This window comes from Sedimentitalea sp. XS_ASV28 (genome assembly GCF_041224545.1).
Taxonomy (GTDB): domain Bacteria; phylum Pseudomonadota; class Alphaproteobacteria; order Rhodobacterales; family Rhodobacteraceae; genus Sedimentitalea.
The window spans coordinates 65,699-87,213 of the sequence record NZ_JBGFGP010000130.1 but is presented as its reverse complement, the minus strand read 5'-3'; the positions used below and the strand labels follow the sequence as shown (position 1 = coordinate 87,213).

The following is a 21,515-nucleotide window of genomic DNA, read 5'->3' as shown; positions in this document are numbered from 1 at the left end:
ATCTACTCCTCGGACATGATCGGGCGGGTATCGACGATCGACAGCCCATAGGCGTCCAGCCCAAGATACCTTGTCCGGGGCGAATCCGTGAGCAGGATCAGGTCCTTGACGCCAAGCGCCGAGAGAATCTGCGCCCCGAGCCCGGTCTGCTTGATGGTACGCGGACCCTCCTCTTCGCTGGCATAAAGCGAATGGCGCGGTTCCCGGAACAGGCAGACGACACCGCGCCCCTCCTGCGCAATCAACTCCATGGCCCGCGACAATTCACGCGCCGGCTTCGGCCCCAGACCGAGCAGATCGCTCGCCTCATGCAGCGCATGGGTCCGGGTCAGAACGGGCTCCGGTGTCGTGATGTCGCCCTTGATCAGGGCCACGTGTTCGACCCCGTGGGTCTGGTCGGTAAAGATGCGCATGTCCCAATCGCCCCCGAATTCCGAGGTCACCGCCTGCTGCGCGGTCTGGTCCACCAGGTTGTCATTGAGGTTGCGATAGGCGATCAGGTCGGAAATCGTGCCGATCTTCAGGTCATGCGCCTTGGCGAAGTCCACCAGTTCGGGCAAGCGCGCCATGGTGCCATCCGGGTTCATGATTTCGCAAATCACGCCGGCCGGCTTCAATCCCGCCAAACGGGCGATATCCACCGCCGCCTCGGTATGCCCTGCCCGCACCAGCACGCCGCCATTGCGCGCCCGCAGCGGAAAGATGTGTCCCGGCGTTGCCAGCGCCGCCATCGTGTTCTGCTCGTTGATCGCCACAGATACCGTATGCGCCCGATCCGGGGCCGAAATGCCGGTGCTGACCCCCTCGCGCGCCTCGATCGACACGGTAAACGGTGTCTCGTGCCGCGACGAGTTGTTAACCGCCATCATCGGCAGCCCCAGGCGATCCACCCGCTCCGCCGTCATCGGCAAACAGATCAGACCACGCCCATGCGTCGCCATGAAGTTGATCGCCGCCGCATCCGCAAATTCGGCCGCGATGACCAGATCGCCCTCGTTCTCACGGTCCTCGTGATCGACCAGGATAAACATCTGGCCGCGCCGCGCCACGTCGATGATCTCCGCGATCGGAGAGATGGCATGGCGCAGGTCCTGCTCGACCTGACCGGGGGTTTCAAAGCTCATGAAATCGTCTTTCCGTGCGCAGTTGGCTCGGGGCGCAAATACCCCACGCGCGCCACGATTGCCAGCCCCGGAACGCCGCGACACCTGCGAAATCCGCCTGCTTGTGCCTTCATCTTTGGGAAAACACTCCGGGGGTGAACGGCGGAAATCCCCGATTTTCGCCGGAGGGGGCAGCGCCCCCCGCCCGACGGATCACAATGCGACGGTATCTGCCAGCCGCGCGACATACCGGGCCAGGGTATCAATCTCGAGATTGACCCGATCCCCGGGCGCCACGTCACCCCAGGTGGTGGCTTCCTTGGTATGCGGGATGATATTGATCCCGAATGTCGCGCCATCGACCTCGTTCACCGTCAGGGACGCGCCGTTCAGCGCGACCGATCCTTTCGGGGCGATGAAACGCGCCATTTCCTGCGGCGCGCGCAGGCTGACGCGGGTGCTGTCGCCCTCGTCCGTAACATCGATGACCTCGGCAACCCCGTCCACATGGCCGGATACGATATGCCCACCGAGCTCGTCGCCCACTTTCAGGGCCCGTTCGAGATTCACCCGCCTGCCTACGGCCCAGTCGCCCAGGTTCGTTTTCGACACCGTTTCCGCGCTGACCTGCACATCATACCAATCCTCGCCCAGGGCGATGACCGTCAGGCAGACCCCGTCGCTGGCAATCGAAGCGCCGATATCGATATCCGCGGTGTCGTACCCGGTCGCGATCCGTGCACGCAGGTCCCCCTGCGGCTCCAGTTGGCGTATAGTGCCGATATCGGTGATGATGCCTGTGAACATGTGACGCCTCTCATATGCCGCACCCCCACGTAACCAGCACCGCCGCGCACGGCAAGCCCCCGATCTTGCAATTCGCCGGACTGCGGGTGATAATCCGTCTGTTTTCAAGTGCCGGTGTCATCAGATCGAACCTGACAGTCAGACCATTCGCACAATCGCCGGCCCGGGCCGCGTCTTCCTCTTTCTGCAAGGTCCGCATGGACCGTTCTTTCATGCCCTGGGGCGCATGCTCCGCAAGACCGGTGCTCAGGTTCTGCGAGTCGGCTTCAATGCGGGCGACCGGGCGTTCTGGTTCGACAGCGCGAGCTACATCCCGTTTCGCGGCCAGCCCGAGGACTGGCCGGATACGCTTGCGCGCCTGTTCCATCTTCATCGCGTGACCGACATCGTGCTCTACGGCGACACCCGCCACATTCACGCCACCGCCATCGCCGCCGCCCGCGCCCGCGGCGTCACGGTTCATGTCTTCGAGGAAGGCTATCTGCGCCCCTACTGGGTGACCTACGAACGGGAAGGATCGAACGGCAACTCGCGACTGATGGACATGAGTGTCGCACAGATGCGGGTACAGCTCGAACAGGCCGATCATGACGCCCCGCCTCCACCCGCGCATTGGGGCGACATGCGCGAGCATATGTTCTACGGCGCGGCCTATCATTGGTTCGTGATGTTCACCAATCGCGGATACCGGCATTTCCGACCGCATCGATCGCTGCCGGTCACGCGCGAATTCCTTCTGCATTTCAAACGGCTGCTTCTGATCCTGCCACATGCGGCGGACCGTTACCTCAGAACCGCGCGCATCCGGCGCGGCGGCTATCCCTATCATCTGGTACTGCTGCAACTCGAACATGATTCCAGTTTTCGCGAGCACTCCCCTTTCAACAGCATGAGCGACTTCCTCGCCCGCGTCATCGAGGGTTTTGCCAGGGGCGCCCCAAGGCATCACCACCTTGTTTTCAAGGCACACCCGCTGGAGGACGGCCGCACGCCGCTGTCACGCGACATCATCTGCCTCGCGGATGCGCACGGGTTGCGCGACCGGGTGCATTTCGTGCGCGGTGGCAAACTGGCCCGGCTGATGGACGATAGCCGCAGCGTGGTCACCGTCAATTCCACCGCCGGTCAACAGGCGCTTTGGCGCGGGCTGCCGCTGCACATCTCCGGGCGCGCAGTCTATGACAAGCCCGAATTCATTTCGGATCAGCCGTTGCATGCCTTTTTCGCCAATCCGCACCGACCGGACACCGCGTCCTACATGGTCTTTCGCCGCTACCTGCTGGAGACCAGCCAGGTGCCGGGCGGCTTCTATTCGCGGCGCGGACGCCAGAGGCTGCTGCGCCGGGTGGTCGACATGATGCTCGATCCCCGCGATCCCTATGCGGCGCGCGGCATCGGCAAAGCGACGCAGAAGCCACATTTGCAGGCGATCCGCTGATCGCACCGCGCCACGGCTGGCCATCTCCTGACAATTCTTCTAGGTTGCGCGGTAATCGTTGATTTACATATCGGGTCGAGGGGGCCGCTCCGTGAAAACTGTTTCTTTGCGATGGGTGAGAGTCGCCACACTCACAGTCATGACCGGCGCGCTCGCCGCCTGTTCGCTGCCGCAAGCCGGGCCCACCAAGAATCAGATATTCGACGGGTCCCTGCAACAGCAGGGCGATGCCTTTATCGTTGCGGTCAATGATCGCGTGACCCGCGCCACCGCTGTGGTTCCGGCGCTCGGTTTCTCCAGCGATTTTCGCACGACGCCCCAACTGACCTCAGACACGATCCGGCCCGGTGACACGCTGGGGCTGACGATATGGGAAAACGTCGATGACGGGCTGCTCGCCGGCGATGTCGGCAGCTCGACCGCTCTCGAAGACGTGCAGGTCGACAGCGACGGCTATATCTTTGTCCCGTATGGCGGGCGTATCCGCGCCGCCGGAAACACCCCGGAGCAACTGCGCGCGATCATCACCGAACGCCTGATGGACCAGACCCCCGATCCGCAGGTCGAGGTCCGGCGGCTGGCCGGGGACGGCTCGACCGTTTCGCTGGTCGGTGCGGTGGGCGCACAGGGTGTGTACCCGATCGAACGACCGACCCGCACATTGGCCTCGATGCTGGCCAAAGCCGGCGGAGTGGTGATCGAGCCCGAAATCGCCCTGGTGACGGTGATACGCGGCACCCGCAAGGGCACGGTCTGGTTTCAGGATCTCTACAAGGATCCGAACCTGGACATCGCTCTGCGCGGCGGCGACCGGATTCTCGTCGAAGAAGACAGCCGCTCCTACACCGCAATGGGCGCCACGAGCCAGCAGGCCCGCGTGAAATTCGAAACCCAGAACCTGTCGGCGATGGACGCGCTGGCGCAGGTGGGCGGGTTGATCTCGGTTTCCTCCGACCCTACGGGAATCTTTGTGTTCCGCAACGAAAAGGCCGCGATCGCCAACCAGGTGCTCGGCCGTGACGATCTGAAGGGCGCGCAACGTCTGGTCTATGTGCTGAACCTGAAGGAACCCAACGGCGTCTTCCAGGCCCGTGATTTTGTCATCCACGACGGCGATACGCTTTACGTGACCGAAGCGCCCTATGCCCAGTGGAGCAAGTCGATCTCGCTCGTTGTCGGCGGGCTGACCCCCATCGCGAACGTCGCCACCCTGACCCAGTAGGCATGCCCGGCCCCGAGCGGTCAGCTGCAAATGGCACAGGCTCGCGGGTCTATGCCTATAATGGTGGTTTTCTGACGCAACGCCGGTTGCGCCGTATCCTGTACCTCGCCGGATACGATCTGCGCCTCGGGCTGCCGGGAGCCGACGATCTCGTTGCGATCTGGGGCGACAGCCCGACGTCGCATCGCGGCCGGGCCATCGCCAAACGCCGTGGCGCGGCTTTGCTGCGTGTCGAAGATGCCTTTCTGCGCTCGATTTTTCCCGGCCGCGCAGGCGAGCCTCCCGCCGGGTTGCTGCTCGACCGGTCCGGTCTGCACTTTGATCCCTCCGACCCCTCAGATCTCGAACAGATCCTGTTGCGCGCCCCGCTCGATGACACCGCGATCCTTGACCGTGCGCGAGACGCTATGGCGCGGATACGCGAGCATCACCTCAGCAAGTACAACGATCACGACGTCACACTGACGCCACCCGATCCGGGCTATGTTCTGGTTGTCGATCAGGTCCGCGATGATGCCTCGGTACGGGCCAGCGGCGACAATACGGCCCTTTTCCGCGAAATGCTGGTCTTTGCGCAGGAAGAGAACCCCGGCGCACCGATCCTGATCAAGACCCACCCGGAAACGCGTGCCGGGTTTCGCCCGGGTTACTATTCGACGGCTGATCTCAGCGACCGGGTGCGCCTGTGTGACGCGCCCGTCAGCCCCTGGGCGCTGCTCGAAGGGGCAATCGGGGTCTATACCCTGTCGTCACATCTCGGATTCGAAGCAATTCTCGCCGGGCACAGGCCGCGCGTCTTCGGGCAGCCGTTCTATGCAGGCTGGGGTCTGACCACGGACGAAAACCCGGTGCCCCGCCGGAACCGCCGGCTGACGCGCGCGCAGTTGTTTGCCGCCGCGATGATCCTCTACCCCACATGGTACGACCCGTTTCGCGACCGCCTGTGCGCGCTCGAGACCGTTCTTGACAATCTCGAAGCCCAGACCCGCGCGTGGCGCGATGACCGGCGGGGTTGGGTCGCGAGCGGCATCCGGCTCTGGAAACGTCCGCAGATGCAAAAGATCTTTGGACAGGCGAAACGGGTCAAGTTCGATGACACGCCCCGGACCTTTCCCGACCGCCGGCATATGACCTGGGGCAGCCCGCCAACGGTGGGCAACGATACGGTGCGTGTCGAGGACGGGTTCCTGCGGTCACGGGGGCTGGGGTCGGAGCTGGTTCCGGCGCTGTCGCTCGCGCTCGACGATCTGGGAATCTACTACGATCCTCGCCAGCCAAGCCGGCTCGAGGCGTATATCACGGCGCGCGCCACCCTGAGAGCGGACCAGAAATTGCGTGCAGAGCGGTTGATTGCGACGCTGACCCGGAATGGCATCAGCAAGTACAACATCGGTGGCGTGGTGCCGCCGCTGCCCGACGGGCACCGCATCCTGATCCCTGGTCAGGTCGAGGATGACGCGTCCATCCGGTTCGGGACAAGCGGCATCGCAACCAATGGCGATCTGCTGCGCGCGGTCAGGGCCGCGCATCCCGATGCAGTCCTGATCTACAAGCCCCACCCGGATGTCGAGGCAGGACTACGACCCGGCGCGATTGACGCGGCCGAGGCCGATATCGTGGCGACCGGAACCGATCCCACCGCACTTCTGGCGCAGGTGAACGAGGTCTGGACCATGACCTCCCTCCTCGGGTTCGAAGCCATGATGCGAGAGATTCCGGTCACGACCCTCGGCGCACCGTTCTATGCGGGTTGGGGTCTGACCACCGATCTTGGCGACGTGCCAGAGCGTCGTCGGGCGCGTCCGGACCTGTCGGGTCTGGTTCATGCGGTGCTGATCGATTATCCGCGTTATATCGACCCGGTCACCGGAGCGATCTGCCCTGTCGAGGTCGTTGCCGAGCGGCTGGGCGATCCGGACCTGCCGCCGCCGGGACGGGCCAACCGGACGCTGTCGAGGCTGCAAGGGCTGTTCGCCACCTACGCCCACCTGTGGCGTTGACGCACCGGAAGACAGGGGCAACGGATATTTGCAGCACAGCCGGTGCAAAACGCCTCAGACAAGATCGGATCCGGTCACGACATGTCCTGGATCGTGCGACGCCAGCGGTGCATCACATCGGGGCCGACCGGCCGCGTTTCGACCAGATCGAAGCGCGGGGCCATTTCCAGCTGCGCAAGCCCGATCCCGCCAATTGCCGGCAACCCGTCGCCGCCAATGGTCAGACCGGCGGTGAATCCCACCAGTTCATCCACCAGGTCCGCAGAGAGCAGAGAAGCCGCCAGCGCGCTGCCCCCTTCGCAAAAGACCCGCGTCAGACCGGCATCGCCCAATTGACGCAGGATGTCGAGCGCATCGAGTTGCATCCCCCGCGCCCCGCAGGGCAAAAGCCGCGCACCCAACCCTTCCCAAGCCTTCAGGCGCTCGGGATCGGCCCCCTCGCCGTGACAGAGCCACAGCGCGGTCTCGCCAGCGGTGCGGGCCAGTTTGCCCATGAGAGGCAGGTCGAGATAGCGCGAAACGACCACGCGCACCGGTTGTCGCGCGATCCCGAGATCACGCACGGTCAGCGACGGATCATCCGCGCGCGCCGTGCCGGCGCCCACCATCACCGCATCGTGGCGCGCCCGCATGCCATGGACCGCGCGCCGCGCCATGGGGCCGGTGATCCACTGGCTTTGGCCCGTCGCGGTGGCAATCCGGCCATCAAAGCTGCTGGCGAGTTTGAGGGTCACCATCGGTCGCCCCTGTTCGGTTCTCAGGAAGAACCCCGCATGATCCCGCGCCGCGTCATCGGCAAGCACACCGGTTGTGACCTCGATGCCATTGTCGCGCAGGCGGGCAAAACCCTGCCCCGAAACCCGTGCATCGCTGTCCTCGATGGCGGCGACAACCCGCGCCACACCCGCCTCGACAAGCGCATCGGCACAGGGCGGGGTCTGGCCGAAATGTGCACAAGGCTCAAGCGTGACATAGACCGTTGCCCCGCGCGCCAGCGCGCCCGCCTGGGCGAGCGCAACAGGTTCCGCATGGGGGCGACCGCCCGGCTGCGTCCAGCCGCGACCGACGACTCGTCCGTCGCGCACCACAACGCAGCCAACCGCAGGGTTGGGCCAGCATCCCCCCTGTCCGCGACGGCCCAGGGACAGGGCCATCGCCATGAAACGTCTATCCGGGTCCGTCACTCTTCCGGCGGCTGCGGGCGCAATTCATGAACGAAATCCTCGAAATCATCTGCGGCCTGGAAGTTCTTGTAAACACTGGCAAACCGCACATATGCCACGGTGTCGATCCGGGCCAGCGCCTCCATCACGATCTCGCCGATCTTGCTCGAGGGAATGTCGGTTTCGCCCATGCTCTCAAGCCGGCGCACGATGCCTGAAATCATCTGGTCGATGCGCTCTGGTTCGATCGGGCGCTTCTGCATCGAGATACGGATCGAACGCTCCAGCTTGTCACGATCAAAATCTTCGCGCTTGCCATTGGTCTTGATCACGACGAGGTCCCTTAACTGGACCCGTTCATAGGTGGTGAACCGACCGCCGCAGGCCGGGCAGAGTCGGCGCCGCCGGATCGAGACATGGTCTTCGGCTGGCCGGGAATCCTTGACCTGCGTGTCTATATTTCCGCAAAACGGGCAGCGCATCAGCCGTCCCCCTATGGTTTCTGCCACTCGTTGTGGGGTCTCGGACCCTCTTGCCGAGAACTATAGGCCAGCCGCTAGGGTTTGGGTAGAGGGGAATTCGCGCCCCAAGATGCGGATATCACGCGAAATGCGCAGCCACGCGGCGGCGATGCGGCGCGGCCCGATGTTCAAACAGGAATATCCCCTGCCAGGTGCCAAGCGTCGGAGTGCCATCGACCACCGGGATCGTCAGGCTGACCGGCAGCAGCGCCGATTTGATATGGGCGGGCATGTCGTCAGGCCCTTCGTAAGTATGCCTGAGATACGACATCGCCGGATCGGTGGCTGGCGGAACCAGCCGATGAAAGAATGCGTTCAGATCATCCCGGACCTCGGGATCCGCATTCTCCTGAATCAGCAGGGAACAGGAGGTATGGCGCAGAAACAGCGTCAGCACCCCCTCGGCCCGGTCGGTCGCGCGCACCCAGTCGACCACGTCGCGCGTGAACTCATAGAGGCCCGCGCCACGGCTTTGGATGACGAATTCGGTGTGGGTCGCCATGCTGCTCGCCGCGCTATTCTGCCCGCCCTGATTGCGGGATACAGAGATTCCACGCGGCGGATGCGCTCAGATTGTCGCCCAGCCGCGTGACGGTCAGCAGAAAACCGGGATTGAGATTCGCGTTGGCGGGCGGATCGAGCGAGAACTGCACCGCTGATTTTGCGTTCTCGGTTTGCGCATGGTCACGTGGCCGCGAGATGTAAATCCGTTGGCCCAGTGGCGCATCCAGAACCCGCCGCGCGTAGTCTCCGGCGGCGCACCAGTAGCTCACGCTGGAAATCCCGCCACGCCCGATCACTTCGAATGAAACGGGCGAAAGCGGATTGACCGTGTGACTGTTGATCGCCCGCCACGCCATCGACGGCGTCGCCGCACCGGCCATCAGCGCGGCGGTTGCAAGAACCTGGAGTGTGCATCTTATTGTCATGACCGGTTACCACCTGTTCCAGATATCGGATTCGTCGAACTGATAGCAGTATTGAACCGCCGCGTGGCGTGCAAGATTATCACCCGCGCGCTTCACCGACAGCGAATATCCGGTCGAGGTATCGGCTCCGGATGGCGGTGACATCGAGAATTGCACCGCTTTTCTGCCGGGCCTGTTCACGCTCGGCCCCTCGGACTTCCAGATGTAAATCCGGCTGGCCGCGGACACACCCAACACCCGCTGGGCAAAATCCCCGGCCCCGCACCAGTAATCCGCCGCGCCGGTGCCGACACCGGCCACCACCTCCCACGCCGTTTCAGAAACCGGAAACACCTCCAGCCGGTTGAACGACCACCACGCCGCACCCCAGCTTGGAAGGCAGGCCAAACATGCCACAAGGGCCAGACGTATTGCGGTTTTCATCACTTCACCTCACACCGTGTCAGACAACCGGAACGTTCGAAACTCTAGCACGATCAGACATCACTTGTCCCGACCGTGCTCCAACCCCGGCCTTCAACCGGTCAGAAGAAGGGCGAGATGCTACAGTAGCCATACGCCTGCTGTACCGTCATGCTTTCACCAACCTTGAGCGAATTCAGGCTGATCGAGGACGGTGCAGGGGTGATCCCGGCGGCTTGCGGATCAAGGGTGAACTGAACCGAGGAACGCCGCCCGGTGGTCATGCTGGGCGCGCGTCCCCGCGCGATATAGATCCGGGCCTGCCAAGGCGCCCTCAATTCTCGTTGGGCATAGTCGGCAGCGCTGCACCAGAACACCTGCCCGTCACCGCTGCTCTTGGGAACGACCTCGAAAACCGACGAATTGACCGGGTTGACACGTGCCCCCAATTTGCTCGTGAAAGCCTCACCCGCCTGCGGAAGCGCCAGGGCAAATCCGGCCAGCATGAATAGGAACGTTGACTTGTGCGTCATGTCGCTTCTCCTCCTCATCGTGAAGATACAATAGGCCGGAAAGGCGGGAAACACAGGGCAATCACGTTGTATTTACCCGCGGGACGGGTTCGTCCGGCCCTATTCAGGCAAGAAAAAACCCCGCCAAATGAACGGCGGGGTCTCTGGTATTTCTATTGATCCAGGAAACTGCGCAACTTGCGGCTTCGGCTGGGATGTTTCAGCTTGCGCAGCGCCTTGGCCTCGATCTGGCGGATCCGCTCGCGGGTCACGCTGAATTGCTGCCCGACCTCTTCCAGCGTGTGATCGGTATTCATGCCGATCCCAAACCGCATCCGCAGCACCCGTTCCTCGCGCGGGGTCAGGCTGGCCAGCACGCGGGTCGTGGTTTCCTTGAGGTTTTCCTGAATCGCGCTGTCCAGCGGCAAGACCGCGTTCTTGTCCTCAATGAAATCACCAAGCTGGCTGTCCTCTTCGTCGCCGATCGGTGTTTCGAGGCTGATCGGTTCCTTGGCGATCTTCATCACCTTGCGAACCTTTTCCAGCGGCATCTGCAGCTTTTCGGCCAGTTCCTCGGGTGTCGGCTCGCGACCGATCTCATGCAGCATCTGGCGCCCGGTGCGCACCAGCTTGTTGATGGTTTCGATCATGTGCACCGGAATACGGATCGTGCGCGCCTGATCGGCGATCGAGCGGGTGATCGCCTGGCGGATCCACCAGGTTGCATAGGTACTGAACTTGTAGCCCCGACGGTATTCGAACTTGTCCACCGCCTTCATCAGGCCGATATTGCCTTCCTGAATGAGATCAAGGAATTGCAGGCCACGGTTCGTGTATTTCTTGGCAATCGAAATCACCAGACGCAGGTTCGCCTCGACCATTTCCTTCTTGGCCTGACGCGCCTCTTTCTCGCCCTTTTGCACCTGCTGGACGATGCGGCGGAATTCGCTGATGTCGAGCCCGACATACTGCCCAACCTGCGCCATGTCCGCACGCAGTTCCTCGACCTTGCTGGTGCTACGCTCGATGAACATCTGCCAGCCGCGTCCGGGCTTTTCCGCCATCTCGGCCAGCCAGTTCGGATCCAGCTCGCGCCCGCGATATTCCTCGACGAATTCGCGCCGGTTGATCCGCGCCTGATCGGCGAGTTTGACCATTGAACTGTCAAGCGACATGATGCGGCGATTGATGCCATACAACTGGTCGATCAGCGCCTCGATCCGGTTGTTGTGCAGGTGAAGCCCGTTGACCAGTTCCACGATTTCCGAGCGCAGCGCCTGGTAGGTTGCTTCTTGCGCGTCGCTGAACGAATTATCCTCGTTCAACGTGGCGGAAATCCGGCTGTCCTGCATCTCGGACAGTTGGGCATAGTCGTTCGAGATGGTTTCGAGCGTGGTCAGAACCTGATCCTTGAGCGCGGCTTCCATCGCCGCGAGGCTCATATTTGCCTGTTCGTCCTCATCGTCATCGTCATCCTTGACGATCGGGTTGCCATCGGCGTCAAGCTCGGGCTTTTCCTCTTCTGTCGGCTTCTCGGCCTTGGCATTGGCGTTGGTATTGACGACCGGGGCCTGGATGTCGTCATCCTCGTCCATCTGATTGCCAAAGGTGGTTTCAAGATCGATCACATCGCGCAGCAGGATGTCTTCGCTCAGCAATTCGTCATGCCAGATGGTGATCGCCTGAAAGGTCAGCGGGCTTTCGCAGAGCCCGGCGATCATGGTGTTGCGTCCGGCCTCGATCCGCTTGGCAATGGCAATCTCACCCTCGCGGCTGAGCAGTTCGACACTTCCCATTTCGCGCAGGTACATGCGCACCGGATCGTCTGTACGGTCCAGCTTTTCGGTGCTGCCGGTCGCGACGGTAACCTCGCGCGCGCTCTCGGTGGTCGCAACTTCGGTCGAGCCCTTTTGCTCTTCCTCCTCGGCCTCTTCGTCCTCAATGATGTTGATGCCCATTTCGCTCAGCATCGACATCACGTCTTCGATCTGTTCGGAGTTCACCTGATCGGGCGGCAGGACCTGGTTCAGCTGATCGTAGGTGATATAGCCCTTTTCGCGAGCCTCGCTGATCATCTTCTTGACCGCGGCCTGGCTCATGTCGAGCGAGATCTCGGCGTCCTGATCGTCGGACTTGCGGTCGTCATTGTCTTTGGCGGCCATGCGTTGCTCCTGCTAGGGCGTCTCGGGTGATTCGCGTGCAGCGAATCATTAGCGTGATCTGCTGATTCGGCTACCCGTCTACCCGTTTTTCTTTAGCGATTCTTTACCAAAACTCTTACCGCTGCGATTTGCGCTGCCCGATCTGCTCAAGCAGGGCCTGGAAACGCTCGCGTTCCCCCCTGTTGATTCGCGCGCCATTATCGCCGGTGTCATATTGTGCCTTGTCTTCATGTTCACTGCGCTCGGCCCTGTTGCGGGCCTCGGCGGCCTGTGACAGCCGCCATGTGAGGGACTCGTCTCCGCCGCCCGCGACATCCTCGAGCGCCTCGGCAATTTCAGCATCCAGCCCGCGTTGGCTGTGGAGTTTGGCGAGTTCCTCGGTCAGCGTCATGCGCGCCATTTCGATATCGCCCGGATTTCGAACGCAGGGGTTGATTGCGACATGGCGAAGCGCGTGCAGGTTTTCAAGGGCGGTCGGACCGATTTCTTCGACAAGGATGTCCGACAACACACGATCCTCGCGATGGGCGTGGCGCAGCACGAGGTCGCGCAGACGCGCCAGATCGGGATCCGCACAGACCATACGCTCAAGCTCCGCCTCGAATTCCACGACGACCCGTGGTGTCGCGATCGCCGCCGCGATCACCACCGCCTCGCGCAGATGCATTTGCGCCGCTGCGTCGGATGCCGCCAGAAGCGAGCTCTTGGTTCCGGTCAGCGGAACCGGTGTCGCCTTGGCGCCGGGTTTCCAAGTCTTGCGCCCCGCCGCCGACCTGCGCGGGGAGAACAGCTGCCACCGCAGGTCCTTGATCGCCTGACCGTAATGGCCCCTGATCGACGGGTCACGGATTTTCTGAACATGGGCGCGCAGCGTCGCGTCCAGCGCCGCGCGCCGCTCCGGGCTGTCGAACACCTTGCCTTCAGTTTCCCGTCGCCAGAGCAGTTGCACCATGGGAACGGCCTGCTCCAGCAGCTTTTGCATCGCCCCCGCGCCGCGATCACGGATCAGGTCATCAGGATCCATCTTTTCCGGCATGATCGCGAAACGCAGGCTTTGCCCGGCCTCAAGCAGCGGCAGAGCGAGATCGATCAAACGCATCGCCGCCCGAAGCCCGGCCGCATCGCCATCAAGCGCAATGATCGGTTCCTGCGCGATCCGCCACAGCAGTTGCAGCTGATTTTCCGTGATCGCGGTGCCCAGCGGGGCAACGGCCGCATCAAAGCCGGCGGACGCGAGCGCGATGACATCCATATAGCCTTCGGCCACGATCAGCGGTTGCCCCTTGCCCGCCGCGCTGCGCGCCGGCCCGTGATTATACAGGCTGCGCCCCTTGTCGAAAAGTTCGGTTTCCGGCGAGTTCAGGTATTTCGCATTGTCATTCGGATCCATCGCCCGCCCGCCAAAGGCGATGCACCTGCCGCGAGCATCGCGGATCGGGAACATGATACGATTGCGAAACGTATCATAGGGTTTGCCCCCCTTGCGCGACGGTTTGGCCAGACCGGCGGCCAGAATCATCTCTTCGGGCACGGATTTCGCGCGCAAATGATCCCATAGCGCCTGCCATCCGTCTGGTGCGAAGCCGATTTCCCATCGATCCTGCTTTTGTTCGCTCATCCCGCGCCGGTCAAGATACGCGCGCGCCTCGGCGGCCGCGCCGGTCCTGAGTTGCAGGCGGAAAAACTGCACCGCCTGCTCCATCACCTCGGCAAGACCGGAACGCCGGTCGGTTTTCTCCTGCGCCCGCGGATCGCGTGCGGGCATGGTCATCCCCACCTCGCGCGCCAGGATTTCGACCGCCTCCATGAAACCGACATTCTCGGTTTCGGTGATGAACGAAATGGCGTCACCCTTGGCGTGACAGCCAAAGCAGTAATAGAACCCCTTGCGGTCATCCACGTGGAACGAGGCCGTCTTTTCCTGATGAAACGGGCACGGGGCCCACATGTCGCCCTTGCCCTGGTTCGACTTCCGCGGATCCCAGATCACCTTGCGGCCGACAACCTGCGACAGGCTGGCGCGGGCGCGCAATTCATCCAGAAAACCCGGCGGAAGAGACATCTCAGTTCTTCAAATTCTTCTGCATTTCCTGAATCTGATCCCAGTTTTCAAGACATTGCTGGAGCAGGTTCGCGCCCAGATCGGTCTTTTTGAGATCGCGTTTCTTCTGGCTGTAGACAAATTCGGTCAGCTGCGGAATCGCGGCGTTGTAATTTGCAGGCCAGGTGGGGTTCGAGGCCGCGATGGTCGATGCCACATCCGCCTGTTTCACCCGATCAAGCCGTGCCTTCTGGACGGCGCTGATCACCTGTGCCTGATAGCCACAGCTTTCCTCCTTGGTTTCCGCAGCCATCAGCGGCGTGGCAAGAAGGCAAGCGGCGAGCGCGAGACGGATCATGAGGGATACTCCGGAATCAGTTTGGATCGGCGCAGTCTACCCTCGTGCCGCGACACCCTCCATAGCCGATCTGAGATCGTGAACGAGCGTCGTCGCCATCGAACGGAAGACCATGATCTGAAAACAGGTCGCGCCGATGCGGGTAATCGACGCATTCATGTGCTGGAGCTGCGAACGCAGGGTGTGCCCCGTCTTGAATACCGCAGCACGCAGATCAACGGGTACCAACCGCGCCAGAACGTCCTCGGCGGCCTCGCCCTCCAGCGTGACAACCGCCCAAGCGTCGGATTGATCGGTCAACGCCGCGTGGGTCTCCAACCCCGGATCCGGATCCGTCCCGATCAGCATGACCTGTCCCCGCGCGAACCAGATTACCCGGCAATCGCCCGTCTCGCTGCTGCGGTTCGGTTCGGGAAATCCGACCCCGTGTGCCGATTTCAGGATCTGAGCAACCCGTGCCTGCTGCCCCTTGAGCGGCGCGATCACGGTCATGCGACCGATCCTGGCCTCACGAACCACCGCATGGCCAATTTCCAATGGAAGCAAACCCTTGCAGGGCGTTCTTTCGACAAGATCAGCCACGAACACGCTCTCCTTGCGGATCAAAGAACACCGGATCGACCACCTCGCACAGGGTTTCGAGATCGCGCAGGTGATCCACCACGCGCACCCGCTGCCCATGCCGCGCCCGCCCGTTCTTCAGAAAGCCGAGTGCCAGCATCTGACCCAGTGTCGGGGAATAGCAGACAGAGGTGACATAGCCCTTGCCATTCACCCGCACCGCTTCGTCCTCGAGATCGAACAGATGCGCTCCCGCAGTCAGTTTCTTGACATCGCCGACGGGTCTGAGGCCAACCAGTTGCTCACGCTCCGGTCCCGACAGGCCCGGCCGCTCGCTCATCGTCTTGCCGATGCAATCCTTGGCCGGTGAAACCATCCGCCCCATACCGATGTCATCCGCCGTGGTCCGGCCATGGATCTCGGCGTGCGTGATATGCCCCTTTTCGATCCGCAGTACGTTCAGTGCCTCCATCCCGTAGGCGCCACCGCCCCTCTCCTCGGCGAGGCTCAGAAGCAACCGGAACAGGCTTGCGCCGTACCGCGCCGGAACGGCGATTTCATACGCATGTTCGCCCGAGAACGAGATTCGGAACAGCCTTCCGGTCACCCCTTTTACGGAAACCGCACCACATGCCATGAACGGCCAGACCTCATCGCTCAGCGGCGCATCGAGCAAATCGTTCAGCAGCGCGCGCGATTTCGGCCCGGCCACGGCAAACTGCGCCCATTGCTCGGTGACCGAGGTAAACGCCACATCCAGCCCGGGGCACAGGCATTGGTGCACGAACTCGAGATGCCGCATCACCTGCCCCGCCGCCGCTGTCGTGGTCGTCATGAGATAGTGATGCTCGCCCAACCGGGCCGTGGTGCCGTCATCCATCACGTGCCCGTCTTCGCGCAGCATCAGCCCGTAGCGCACGCGCCCCACCTTCAGCGTGCTGAAGCGGTTGGTGTAAAGCAGGTCGAGGAAAACCGGCACGTCCGGCCCCTGCAGGTCGATCTTGCCGAGCGTGGAGACATCGCAGATACCCACCGCCTCGCGCACCAGCGCCACCTCACGATCGCAGGATTGCCGCCAGTTTGTTTCGCCCGCTTCGGGAAAATAGCTCGGCCTGTACCAAAGCCCCGCCTCGATCATCGGCGCGCCCCGCTCGACACTTGCGGCGTGACTCGTGGTGAAGCGTTCCGGCGCGAACCCCTTGCCCTGCCCGCCGGCTCCCATCGCGGCAATCGGCACCGGGCTATAGGGCGGACGAAAGGTTGTCGTTCCGGTATCCGGGATCGTGCGCCCCGTCACGTCGGCAAGAATCGCCAGTGCCGCCACGTTGGAGTTCTTGCCCTGATCGGTCGCCATGCCCTGCGTGGTATAGCGCTTCACATGCTCGACCGACCGGAAATTCTCCTGCGCCGCCTGTTTCACATCCTTGACCGTCACGTCATTCTGGAAATCGAGCCATGCACGCCCGCGCCCCGGAACCGCCCAGAGCGGCGCGAGGCGACAGGCGTCATCGGAGCCGCCCGGGAGTTCGATTTGCGGCACCGCGCGCCCCAGATCGACCAGCGCCTCGACGGCGGCGTCACGCCCTTCGCGCAGACAATCCGTGGTGGCAAACGCACCATTGCACGCCCCCGCCGCCGAAAGACCGGGCACCGCGCCGGGCACCGGGACAAACGCCAGGATATCCTCGCGCCACAGCGGCCGGGCATTGGTGTGGCAGGTCAGGTGAAGGGTCGGGTTCCACCCGCCCGACATCGCCAGGCAATCCACCGCCAGGTGGTCCTCTCCGCTGACACTGCGAATGGTGATGCTCTCCAGCCCGTGGCGTCCGCGCGTGTCGGACACCATCGCTCCGCGGAACATGCGAACGCCGGCCACATCCGGGGCATCATGGCGGGAGTCGACAAGCGCAACCACATGAACCCCCGCCGCCGTCAGATCCCGCACCGTCCTGTGTGCATCGTCATTATTGCCAAAAACCGCCACCCGTTGCCCCGGAACCACGCCCCAGCGATTGAGATAGGTCCGCACCGCGCCGGCCGTCATGATCCCTGGCCGGTCATTGTTGTGAAACGCCACCGGCCGCTCAAGCGCCCCGGCGGCGAGGATCGCACGCCGGGCCACGATCCGCCAGAACGCCTCGAGCGGCAGGGCATCGGGGCGCGCGGCAACATGCCGGCCCACCCGTTCGAGCGCAGCATACGTGCCCTGATCATAGGCACCGGTCACCGTCGTGCGCAGCATGACCCGCACGTTTGGCATCGCATCAAGCTCGGCAACAACTTCCTCAGCCCAGACGTGGCCGGGCTTGCCATCGATCTCCTCTGTCTCGCCGGTCAATCGCCCGCCGGCGCGGAACCCCTCATCGGCAAGAATCACGTCCGCCCCCGCCCGCGCCGCCGTCAACGCCGCCATCAGCCCGGCCGGCCCGGCACCGATCACCAGCAGATCGCAAAAGGCATGGGCCTTTTCATATCGATCCCGGTTCGCCGCGCCCGACAGCGCCCCGAGCCCGGCGGCCCTGCGGATCACCGGCTCATAGAGCTTTTCCCAGAATGGCCTCGGCCACATGAAGGTCTTGTAATAGAACCCGGCCCCCAGAAACGGCGCGGCCAGATCATTGACTGCCATGATGTCATGACGCAGCGACGGCCAGCGGTTCTGGCTTCGCGCGGTCAGCCCGTCATAGAGTTCCTGCACCGTGGCCCGCACATTCGGCTCCGCCTCCGGCCCCGTTCCAATGGTCACCAGCGCGTTCGGCTCTTCGCTGCCTGCCGTCAACACACCGCGTGGACGATGATACTTGAACGAACGGCCGTGCATCCTGACCCCGTTCGCAAGCAGCGCCGAGGCCAGCGTATCGCCCGCGAATCCGTCATGGGGCACCCCGTCGAACGTGAAACGCACCGGCCTCGCGCGATCGATCAGCCCCCTGCCCTCTACTCTCATGATCTGCCCTCCGCGGCGCCGTCGGCGGCCAGCGCGACCTCCTGCACCGCATGGGTCACCGTATCGCGCGTCACAACCAGCCACGCACCGCATCCCGCCTCGTGATACCAGAGATCCCGTGTCAGCCCCGCCGGATTCTCCCGCACATGAAGATAGTCCTCCCAGGCCGCCTCGCCGGCATCCGGGGCCGGACGCCGCAAGGCGACCGCATCGCCCTGATAATAAAACTCGCGCCGGTCCCGCTCACCGCATATCGGACAGGTGATCCTCATTGCCGTTGCCCCATCTTCATCTTTGTCGAAATACTCCCGCCGGAGGCGCCCATCCTGTCCGGGCGCGCCTAATGCAGATTGTGCTGCGCACCGGTCCCTTCCTCATCCATCAGCCCGCGCCCGGTCCGGAACCGATCGAGCCGGAACCGCGTCGCCGCACCATGCGGGCGGTCGGTCGCGATCAGATGCGCAAAACAATGCCCCGAGGCGGGCACCGCCTTGAACCCGCCGTAACACCAGCCACAATCGATATAGAGCCCGTCAACGCCGGTCTTGTCGATGATTGGCGATCCATCGGGCGTCATGTCCATGATACCGCCCCAGCTGCGCAGCACCCTGGCCTTGCCGATCATCGGCATCAGCGTCATGCCCGCCTCCATCACATGTTCCACCATCGGCAGGTTGCCCCGCTGCGCATAGGACGCGTAAAAATCGAGATCACCGCCAAAAACCAGGCCACCCTTGTCCGACTGGCTGATATAGAAATGCCCCATGCCAAAACTGACCACATGGTCGATCACCGGTTTCAGCCCCTCTGTGACAAAGGCCTGCAACACGTGGCTCTCGATGGGCAGGCGCAGTCCGGCCATGGCCGCGACCTGGCCGGAGCGACCGGCAACCACGATCCCGACCTTGCGGGCACGGATTGCGCCGCGCGTGGTCTGTACCCCGCGCACCTTGCCGTTTTCGATGTCGATGCCCGTCACTTCACAATTCTGGATCAGATGCACCCCACGCTGATCGGCTGCGCGCGCATACCCCCAGGCCACCGCGTCATGGCGCGCCGTGCCCCCACGCGGATGCAACAGACCACCATAGATCGGGAACCGGCCGTTGTCGAAATCCAGATAGGGCAAATACTGCCGAACACCGTCCCGATCGAGCAGCACCGCATCGTCGCCCTGGTTGATCATCGCGTTGCCGCGCCGCGCAAAGGCGTCGCGCTGGCCGTCGGAATGGAACAGGTTGATCAGGCCGCGCTGCGAATGCATCACGTTGTAATTCAGCTCTTCTTCCAACCCTTCCCACAGCCTCAGCGCGTGAGAGTAGAATTCCGAATTGCCCGGCAGGAAATAGTTGGCCCGGACGATGGTGGTGTTGCGTCCGACATTTCCGCCACCGATATAGTTCTTCTCAAGCACAGCGATATTGGTCAGCCCGTGCTCTTTCGCAAGGTAGTAGGCGGTGCTCAGCCCATGCCCACCGCCACCGATAATGACGATGTCATACGCCTGCCTTGGCTCGGGATCGCGCCAGTGCGGCGACCATCCCCGGTTCCCGGTGAGCCCTTCCCTGAGAACCTTCCATCCGGAAAAGCGCATGTGATCTCCCCGTTGCAACGGCATCTGGCCGGATGATGCCCGGCTTTTTCCAAGACCTAGCAGCGGGAAACGGGAAAACCCATCCGATTTCTACAGATTCTGGTCTGATCGCGACACGGCATGCTATCCGGACACGACGCTCCCAAGTCGCGCCTTCTATCCGCAGCGAGGCGCGATAAGGGGTTGTTGACCGGTGAATATTACCACCCGCCCATACGCTCCGCGGCAGCCGGCCCCGTCAGATACAGCAAATTGTTTCTGACGGGGCCGACAATGCTCTTTTAAAGGCCCTTGGCACGATAGCTTGCCGCCACCTTGTTGATCGAGACGAGATAGGCCGCGGTCCGCAGATCGTCCACGTCGTCCCTCTCATGCCAGACCTCATGCATCGACTGGTAGGCGGTGCGCATCGTGTCATCTAGCCCCGAGCGTACGAGTTCGAGTTCACCGGCACCCCGCAGGTATTTCTTCTTGAAGTCCGGAGACATCGACCAGGCGTCGCCAAGATACCGGTCGAGCCGTTCCAGTTCGTCCACGACCAACTGGTGTCGCGCCTCTTCCTGGCGGCGCTGCATGCGGCCAAACCGGATATGGCTCAGATTCTTGACCCACTCGAAATACGACACGGTCACGCCGCCGGCATTGGCATACATGTCGGGGATGATGACCGTTCCGCGGGCGCGCAGGATGTCGTCGGCGCCCGCCGTGATCGGACCGTTTGCGGCCTCGATGATCAACGGGGCCTTGATCCGTTCGGCATTGTTCAGGTTGATCACGCCTTCCAGCGCCGCAGGAATCAGGATATCGCACTCCTCCTCGAGCACCGCGGCCCCTTCGGCAGTATGCGCCGCATCGGGGAAACCGGTCACCCCGCCGCGCCCGCGAATCCAGTTGAACACCGCCTCGACATCCAGACCATTCGGATTGAACAGGGCACCATCCCGTTCGATGATGCCGGTGATGATGGCGCCGTCCTCCTCCGCCAGGAACTTCGCGGCGTGATAGCCCACATTGCCCAGCCCCTGGACGATGACCCTCTTTCCGTCCAGCGAACCGGAAAGACCGGATCGGGCGACGTCCTCCGGGTGCCGGAAAAACTCGCGCAGGGCATATTGCACTCCGCGCCCGGTCGCCTCGACGCGTCCGGCGATGCCACCGGCATTCAGTGGCTTGCCGGTAACACAGGCACGCGCGTTGATATCGGTCGTGTTCATCCGTGCGTATTGATCGGCGATCCAGGCCATTTCACGTTCGCCCGTTCCCATGTCGGGGGCCGGGACGTTCTGACTGGGGTTGATCAGGTCACGCTTGGCCAGTTCATAGGCGAAACGGCGGGTAATCTGCTCCAACTCGTGCTCGTCATACTGGCGCGGATCGATTCTCAATCCGCCCTTCGATCCTCCGAACGGCGTTTCGACCAGCGCGCATTTGTAGGTCATCAGAGCCGCCAGCGCCTCGACCTCGTCCTGATTGACCCCCATCGCAAAACGGATGCCGCCCTTGACGGGTTCCATATGTTCGGAGTGTACGGACCGGTATCCGGTAAAGGTCTGTATCTGGCCCCGCAGGCGCACGCCGAATCGCACTGTATAGGTCGCGTTGCACACACGGATCTTCTCTTCCAGCCCCGGTGGCAGGTCCATCAACGCGACTGCGCGGTTGAACATCAGATCGACGCTTTCACGAAATGTCGGTTCGTTTCTCTGGTTCATATGTTGCTCCTCCCGAACGCTCACAACGACTCATATGTGCTGT

19 protein-coding genes are annotated in these 21,515 nt (G+C 62.9%); 3 read left to right on the top strand and 16 right to left on the bottom strand.

Going from position 1 to position 21,515, the window contains the following annotated elements:
- Window positions 1-2 precede the first annotated feature (2 nt).
- Both ribB and AB9K34_RS11435 read right to left on the bottom strand, forming a co-directional pair.
- The gene (gene ribB, locus AB9K34_RS11440; RefSeq protein WP_369954559.1) at window positions 3-1,124 is read right to left on the bottom strand and encodes a 3,4-dihydroxy-2-butanone-4-phosphate synthase; all 1,122 of its coding nucleotides are present in this window, start codon (window positions 1,122-1,124) and stop codon (window positions 3-5) included.
- A gap of 192 nt (window positions 1,125-1,316) precedes the next feature.
- Window positions 1,317-1,910 (bottom strand): riboflavin synthase, encoded by a 594-nt coding sequence (locus AB9K34_RS11435; RefSeq protein WP_369954558.1) that lies wholly within the window; start codon window positions 1,908-1,910, stop codon window positions 1,317-1,319.
- A gap of 226 nt (window positions 1,911-2,136) precedes the next feature.
- On the opposite strand from AB9K34_RS11435, the gene AB9K34_RS11430 reads away from it, so the two are divergent.
- The 3 genes from AB9K34_RS11430 to AB9K34_RS11420 all read left to right on the top strand — a co-directional run bounded on the left by AB9K34_RS11430 (window position 2,137) and on the right by AB9K34_RS11420 (window position 6,570).
- Window positions 2,137-3,348, top strand: coding sequence for a capsule biosynthesis protein (locus tag AB9K34_RS11430; protein WP_369954557.1), 1,212 nt, complete (start codon window positions 2,137-2,139; stop codon window positions 3,346-3,348).
- A gap of 91 nt (window positions 3,349-3,439) precedes the next feature.
- Window positions 3,440-4,570, top strand: coding sequence for a polysaccharide biosynthesis/export family protein (locus AB9K34_RS11425; RefSeq protein ID WP_369954556.1), 1,131 nt, complete (start codon window positions 3,440-3,442; stop codon window positions 4,568-4,570).
- Window positions 4,571-4,572: 2 nt separating this feature from the next.
- Window positions 4,573-6,570: a capsular polysaccharide biosynthesis protein gene (locus AB9K34_RS11420; protein ID WP_369954555.1), complete on the top strand. Its 1,998-nt coding sequence runs from the start codon at window positions 4,573-4,575 to the stop codon at window positions 6,568-6,570.
- 74 nt (window positions 6,571-6,644) lie between these two features.
- Here AB9K34_RS11420 and ribD read toward each other — a convergent pair whose 3' ends face one another.
- From ribD to AB9K34_RS11350, 14 genes are all read right to left on the bottom strand, one after another.
- Window positions 6,645-7,730, bottom strand: coding sequence for a bifunctional diaminohydroxyphosphoribosylaminopyrimidine deaminase/5-amino-6-(5-phosphoribosylamino)uracil reductase RibD (ribD, locus tag AB9K34_RS11415; protein ID WP_369954554.1), 1,086 nt, complete (start codon window positions 7,728-7,730; stop codon window positions 6,645-6,647).
- Between the two features lie 20 nt (window positions 7,731-7,750).
- Window positions 7,751-8,215, bottom strand: a complete 465-nt coding sequence (gene nrdR, locus AB9K34_RS11410; protein ID WP_369954553.1) for a transcriptional regulator NrdR — start codon at window positions 8,213-8,215, stop codon at window positions 7,751-7,753.
- A 118-nt stretch (window positions 8,216-8,333) separates the two neighbouring features.
- Window positions 8,334-8,756 (bottom strand): secondary thiamine-phosphate synthase enzyme YjbQ, encoded by a 423-nt coding sequence (locus AB9K34_RS11405; RefSeq protein ID WP_369954552.1) that lies wholly within the window; start codon window positions 8,754-8,756, stop codon window positions 8,334-8,336.
- Window positions 8,757-8,769: 13 nt separating this feature from the next.
- On the bottom strand, window positions 8,770-9,183 hold the full coding sequence (locus tag AB9K34_RS11400) for a hypothetical protein (RefSeq protein WP_369954551.1): 414 nt from the start codon (window positions 9,181-9,183) through the stop codon (window positions 8,770-8,772).
- A 6-nt stretch (window positions 9,184-9,189) separates the two neighbouring features.
- The gene (locus tag AB9K34_RS11395; protein ID WP_369954550.1) at window positions 9,190-9,606 is read right to left on the bottom strand and encodes a hypothetical protein; all 417 of its coding nucleotides are present in this window, start codon (window positions 9,604-9,606) and stop codon (window positions 9,190-9,192) included.
- A 101-nt stretch (window positions 9,607-9,707) separates the two neighbouring features.
- On the bottom strand, window positions 9,708-10,118 hold the full coding sequence (locus tag AB9K34_RS11390; protein ID WP_369954549.1) for a hypothetical protein: 411 nt from the start codon (window positions 10,116-10,118) through the stop codon (window positions 9,708-9,710).
- 152 nt (window positions 10,119-10,270) lie between these two features.
- Window positions 10,271-12,259, bottom strand: coding sequence for an RNA polymerase sigma factor RpoD (gene rpoD / locus AB9K34_RS11385; protein WP_369954548.1), 1,989 nt, complete (start codon window positions 12,257-12,259; stop codon window positions 10,271-10,273).
- A 115-nt stretch (window positions 12,260-12,374) separates the two neighbouring features.
- Window positions 12,375-14,321 carry a DNA primase gene (gene dnaG / locus AB9K34_RS11380; RefSeq protein WP_369954547.1) on the bottom strand — a complete coding sequence of 649 codons (1,947 nt, stop codon included), beginning with the start codon at window positions 14,319-14,321 and terminating at the stop codon, window positions 12,375-12,377.
- 1 nt (window position 14,322) lies between these two features.
- Window positions 14,323-14,658 carry a hypothetical protein gene (locus AB9K34_RS11375; protein ID WP_369954546.1) on the bottom strand — a complete coding sequence of 112 codons (336 nt, stop codon included), beginning with the start codon at window positions 14,656-14,658 and terminating at the stop codon, window positions 14,323-14,325.
- Between the two features lie 36 nt (window positions 14,659-14,694).
- A complete protein-coding gene (locus AB9K34_RS11370; protein ID WP_369954545.1) occupies window positions 14,695-15,240 on the bottom strand; it encodes a sarcosine oxidase subunit gamma in 546 nt (181 codons plus the stop codon).
- Window positions 15,233-18,166 (bottom strand): sarcosine oxidase subunit alpha family protein, encoded by a 2,934-nt coding sequence (locus AB9K34_RS11365; protein WP_369954544.1) that lies wholly within the window; start codon window positions 18,164-18,166, stop codon window positions 15,233-15,235. The genes AB9K34_RS11370 and AB9K34_RS11365 overlap by 8 nt, the downstream gene beginning before the upstream one ends.
- A complete protein-coding gene (locus AB9K34_RS11360) occupies window positions 18,163-18,438 on the bottom strand; it encodes a sarcosine oxidase subunit delta (RefSeq protein WP_369954543.1) in 276 nt (91 codons plus the stop codon). Before AB9K34_RS11360 ends, AB9K34_RS11365 begins: the two co-directional genes overlap by 4 nt.
- A 68-nt stretch (window positions 18,439-18,506) precedes the next feature.
- The gene (locus AB9K34_RS11355; protein WP_369954542.1) at window positions 18,507-19,760 is read right to left on the bottom strand and encodes a sarcosine oxidase subunit beta family protein; all 1,254 of its coding nucleotides are present in this window, start codon (window positions 19,758-19,760) and stop codon (window positions 18,507-18,509) included.
- Window positions 19,761-20,041: 281 nt separating this feature from the next.
- On the bottom strand, window positions 20,042-21,472 hold the full coding sequence (locus AB9K34_RS11350; RefSeq protein ID WP_369954540.1) for a Glu/Leu/Phe/Val dehydrogenase: 1,431 nt from the start codon (window positions 21,470-21,472) through the stop codon (window positions 20,042-20,044).
- Between the last annotated feature and the right edge of the window lie 43 nt (window positions 21,473-21,515).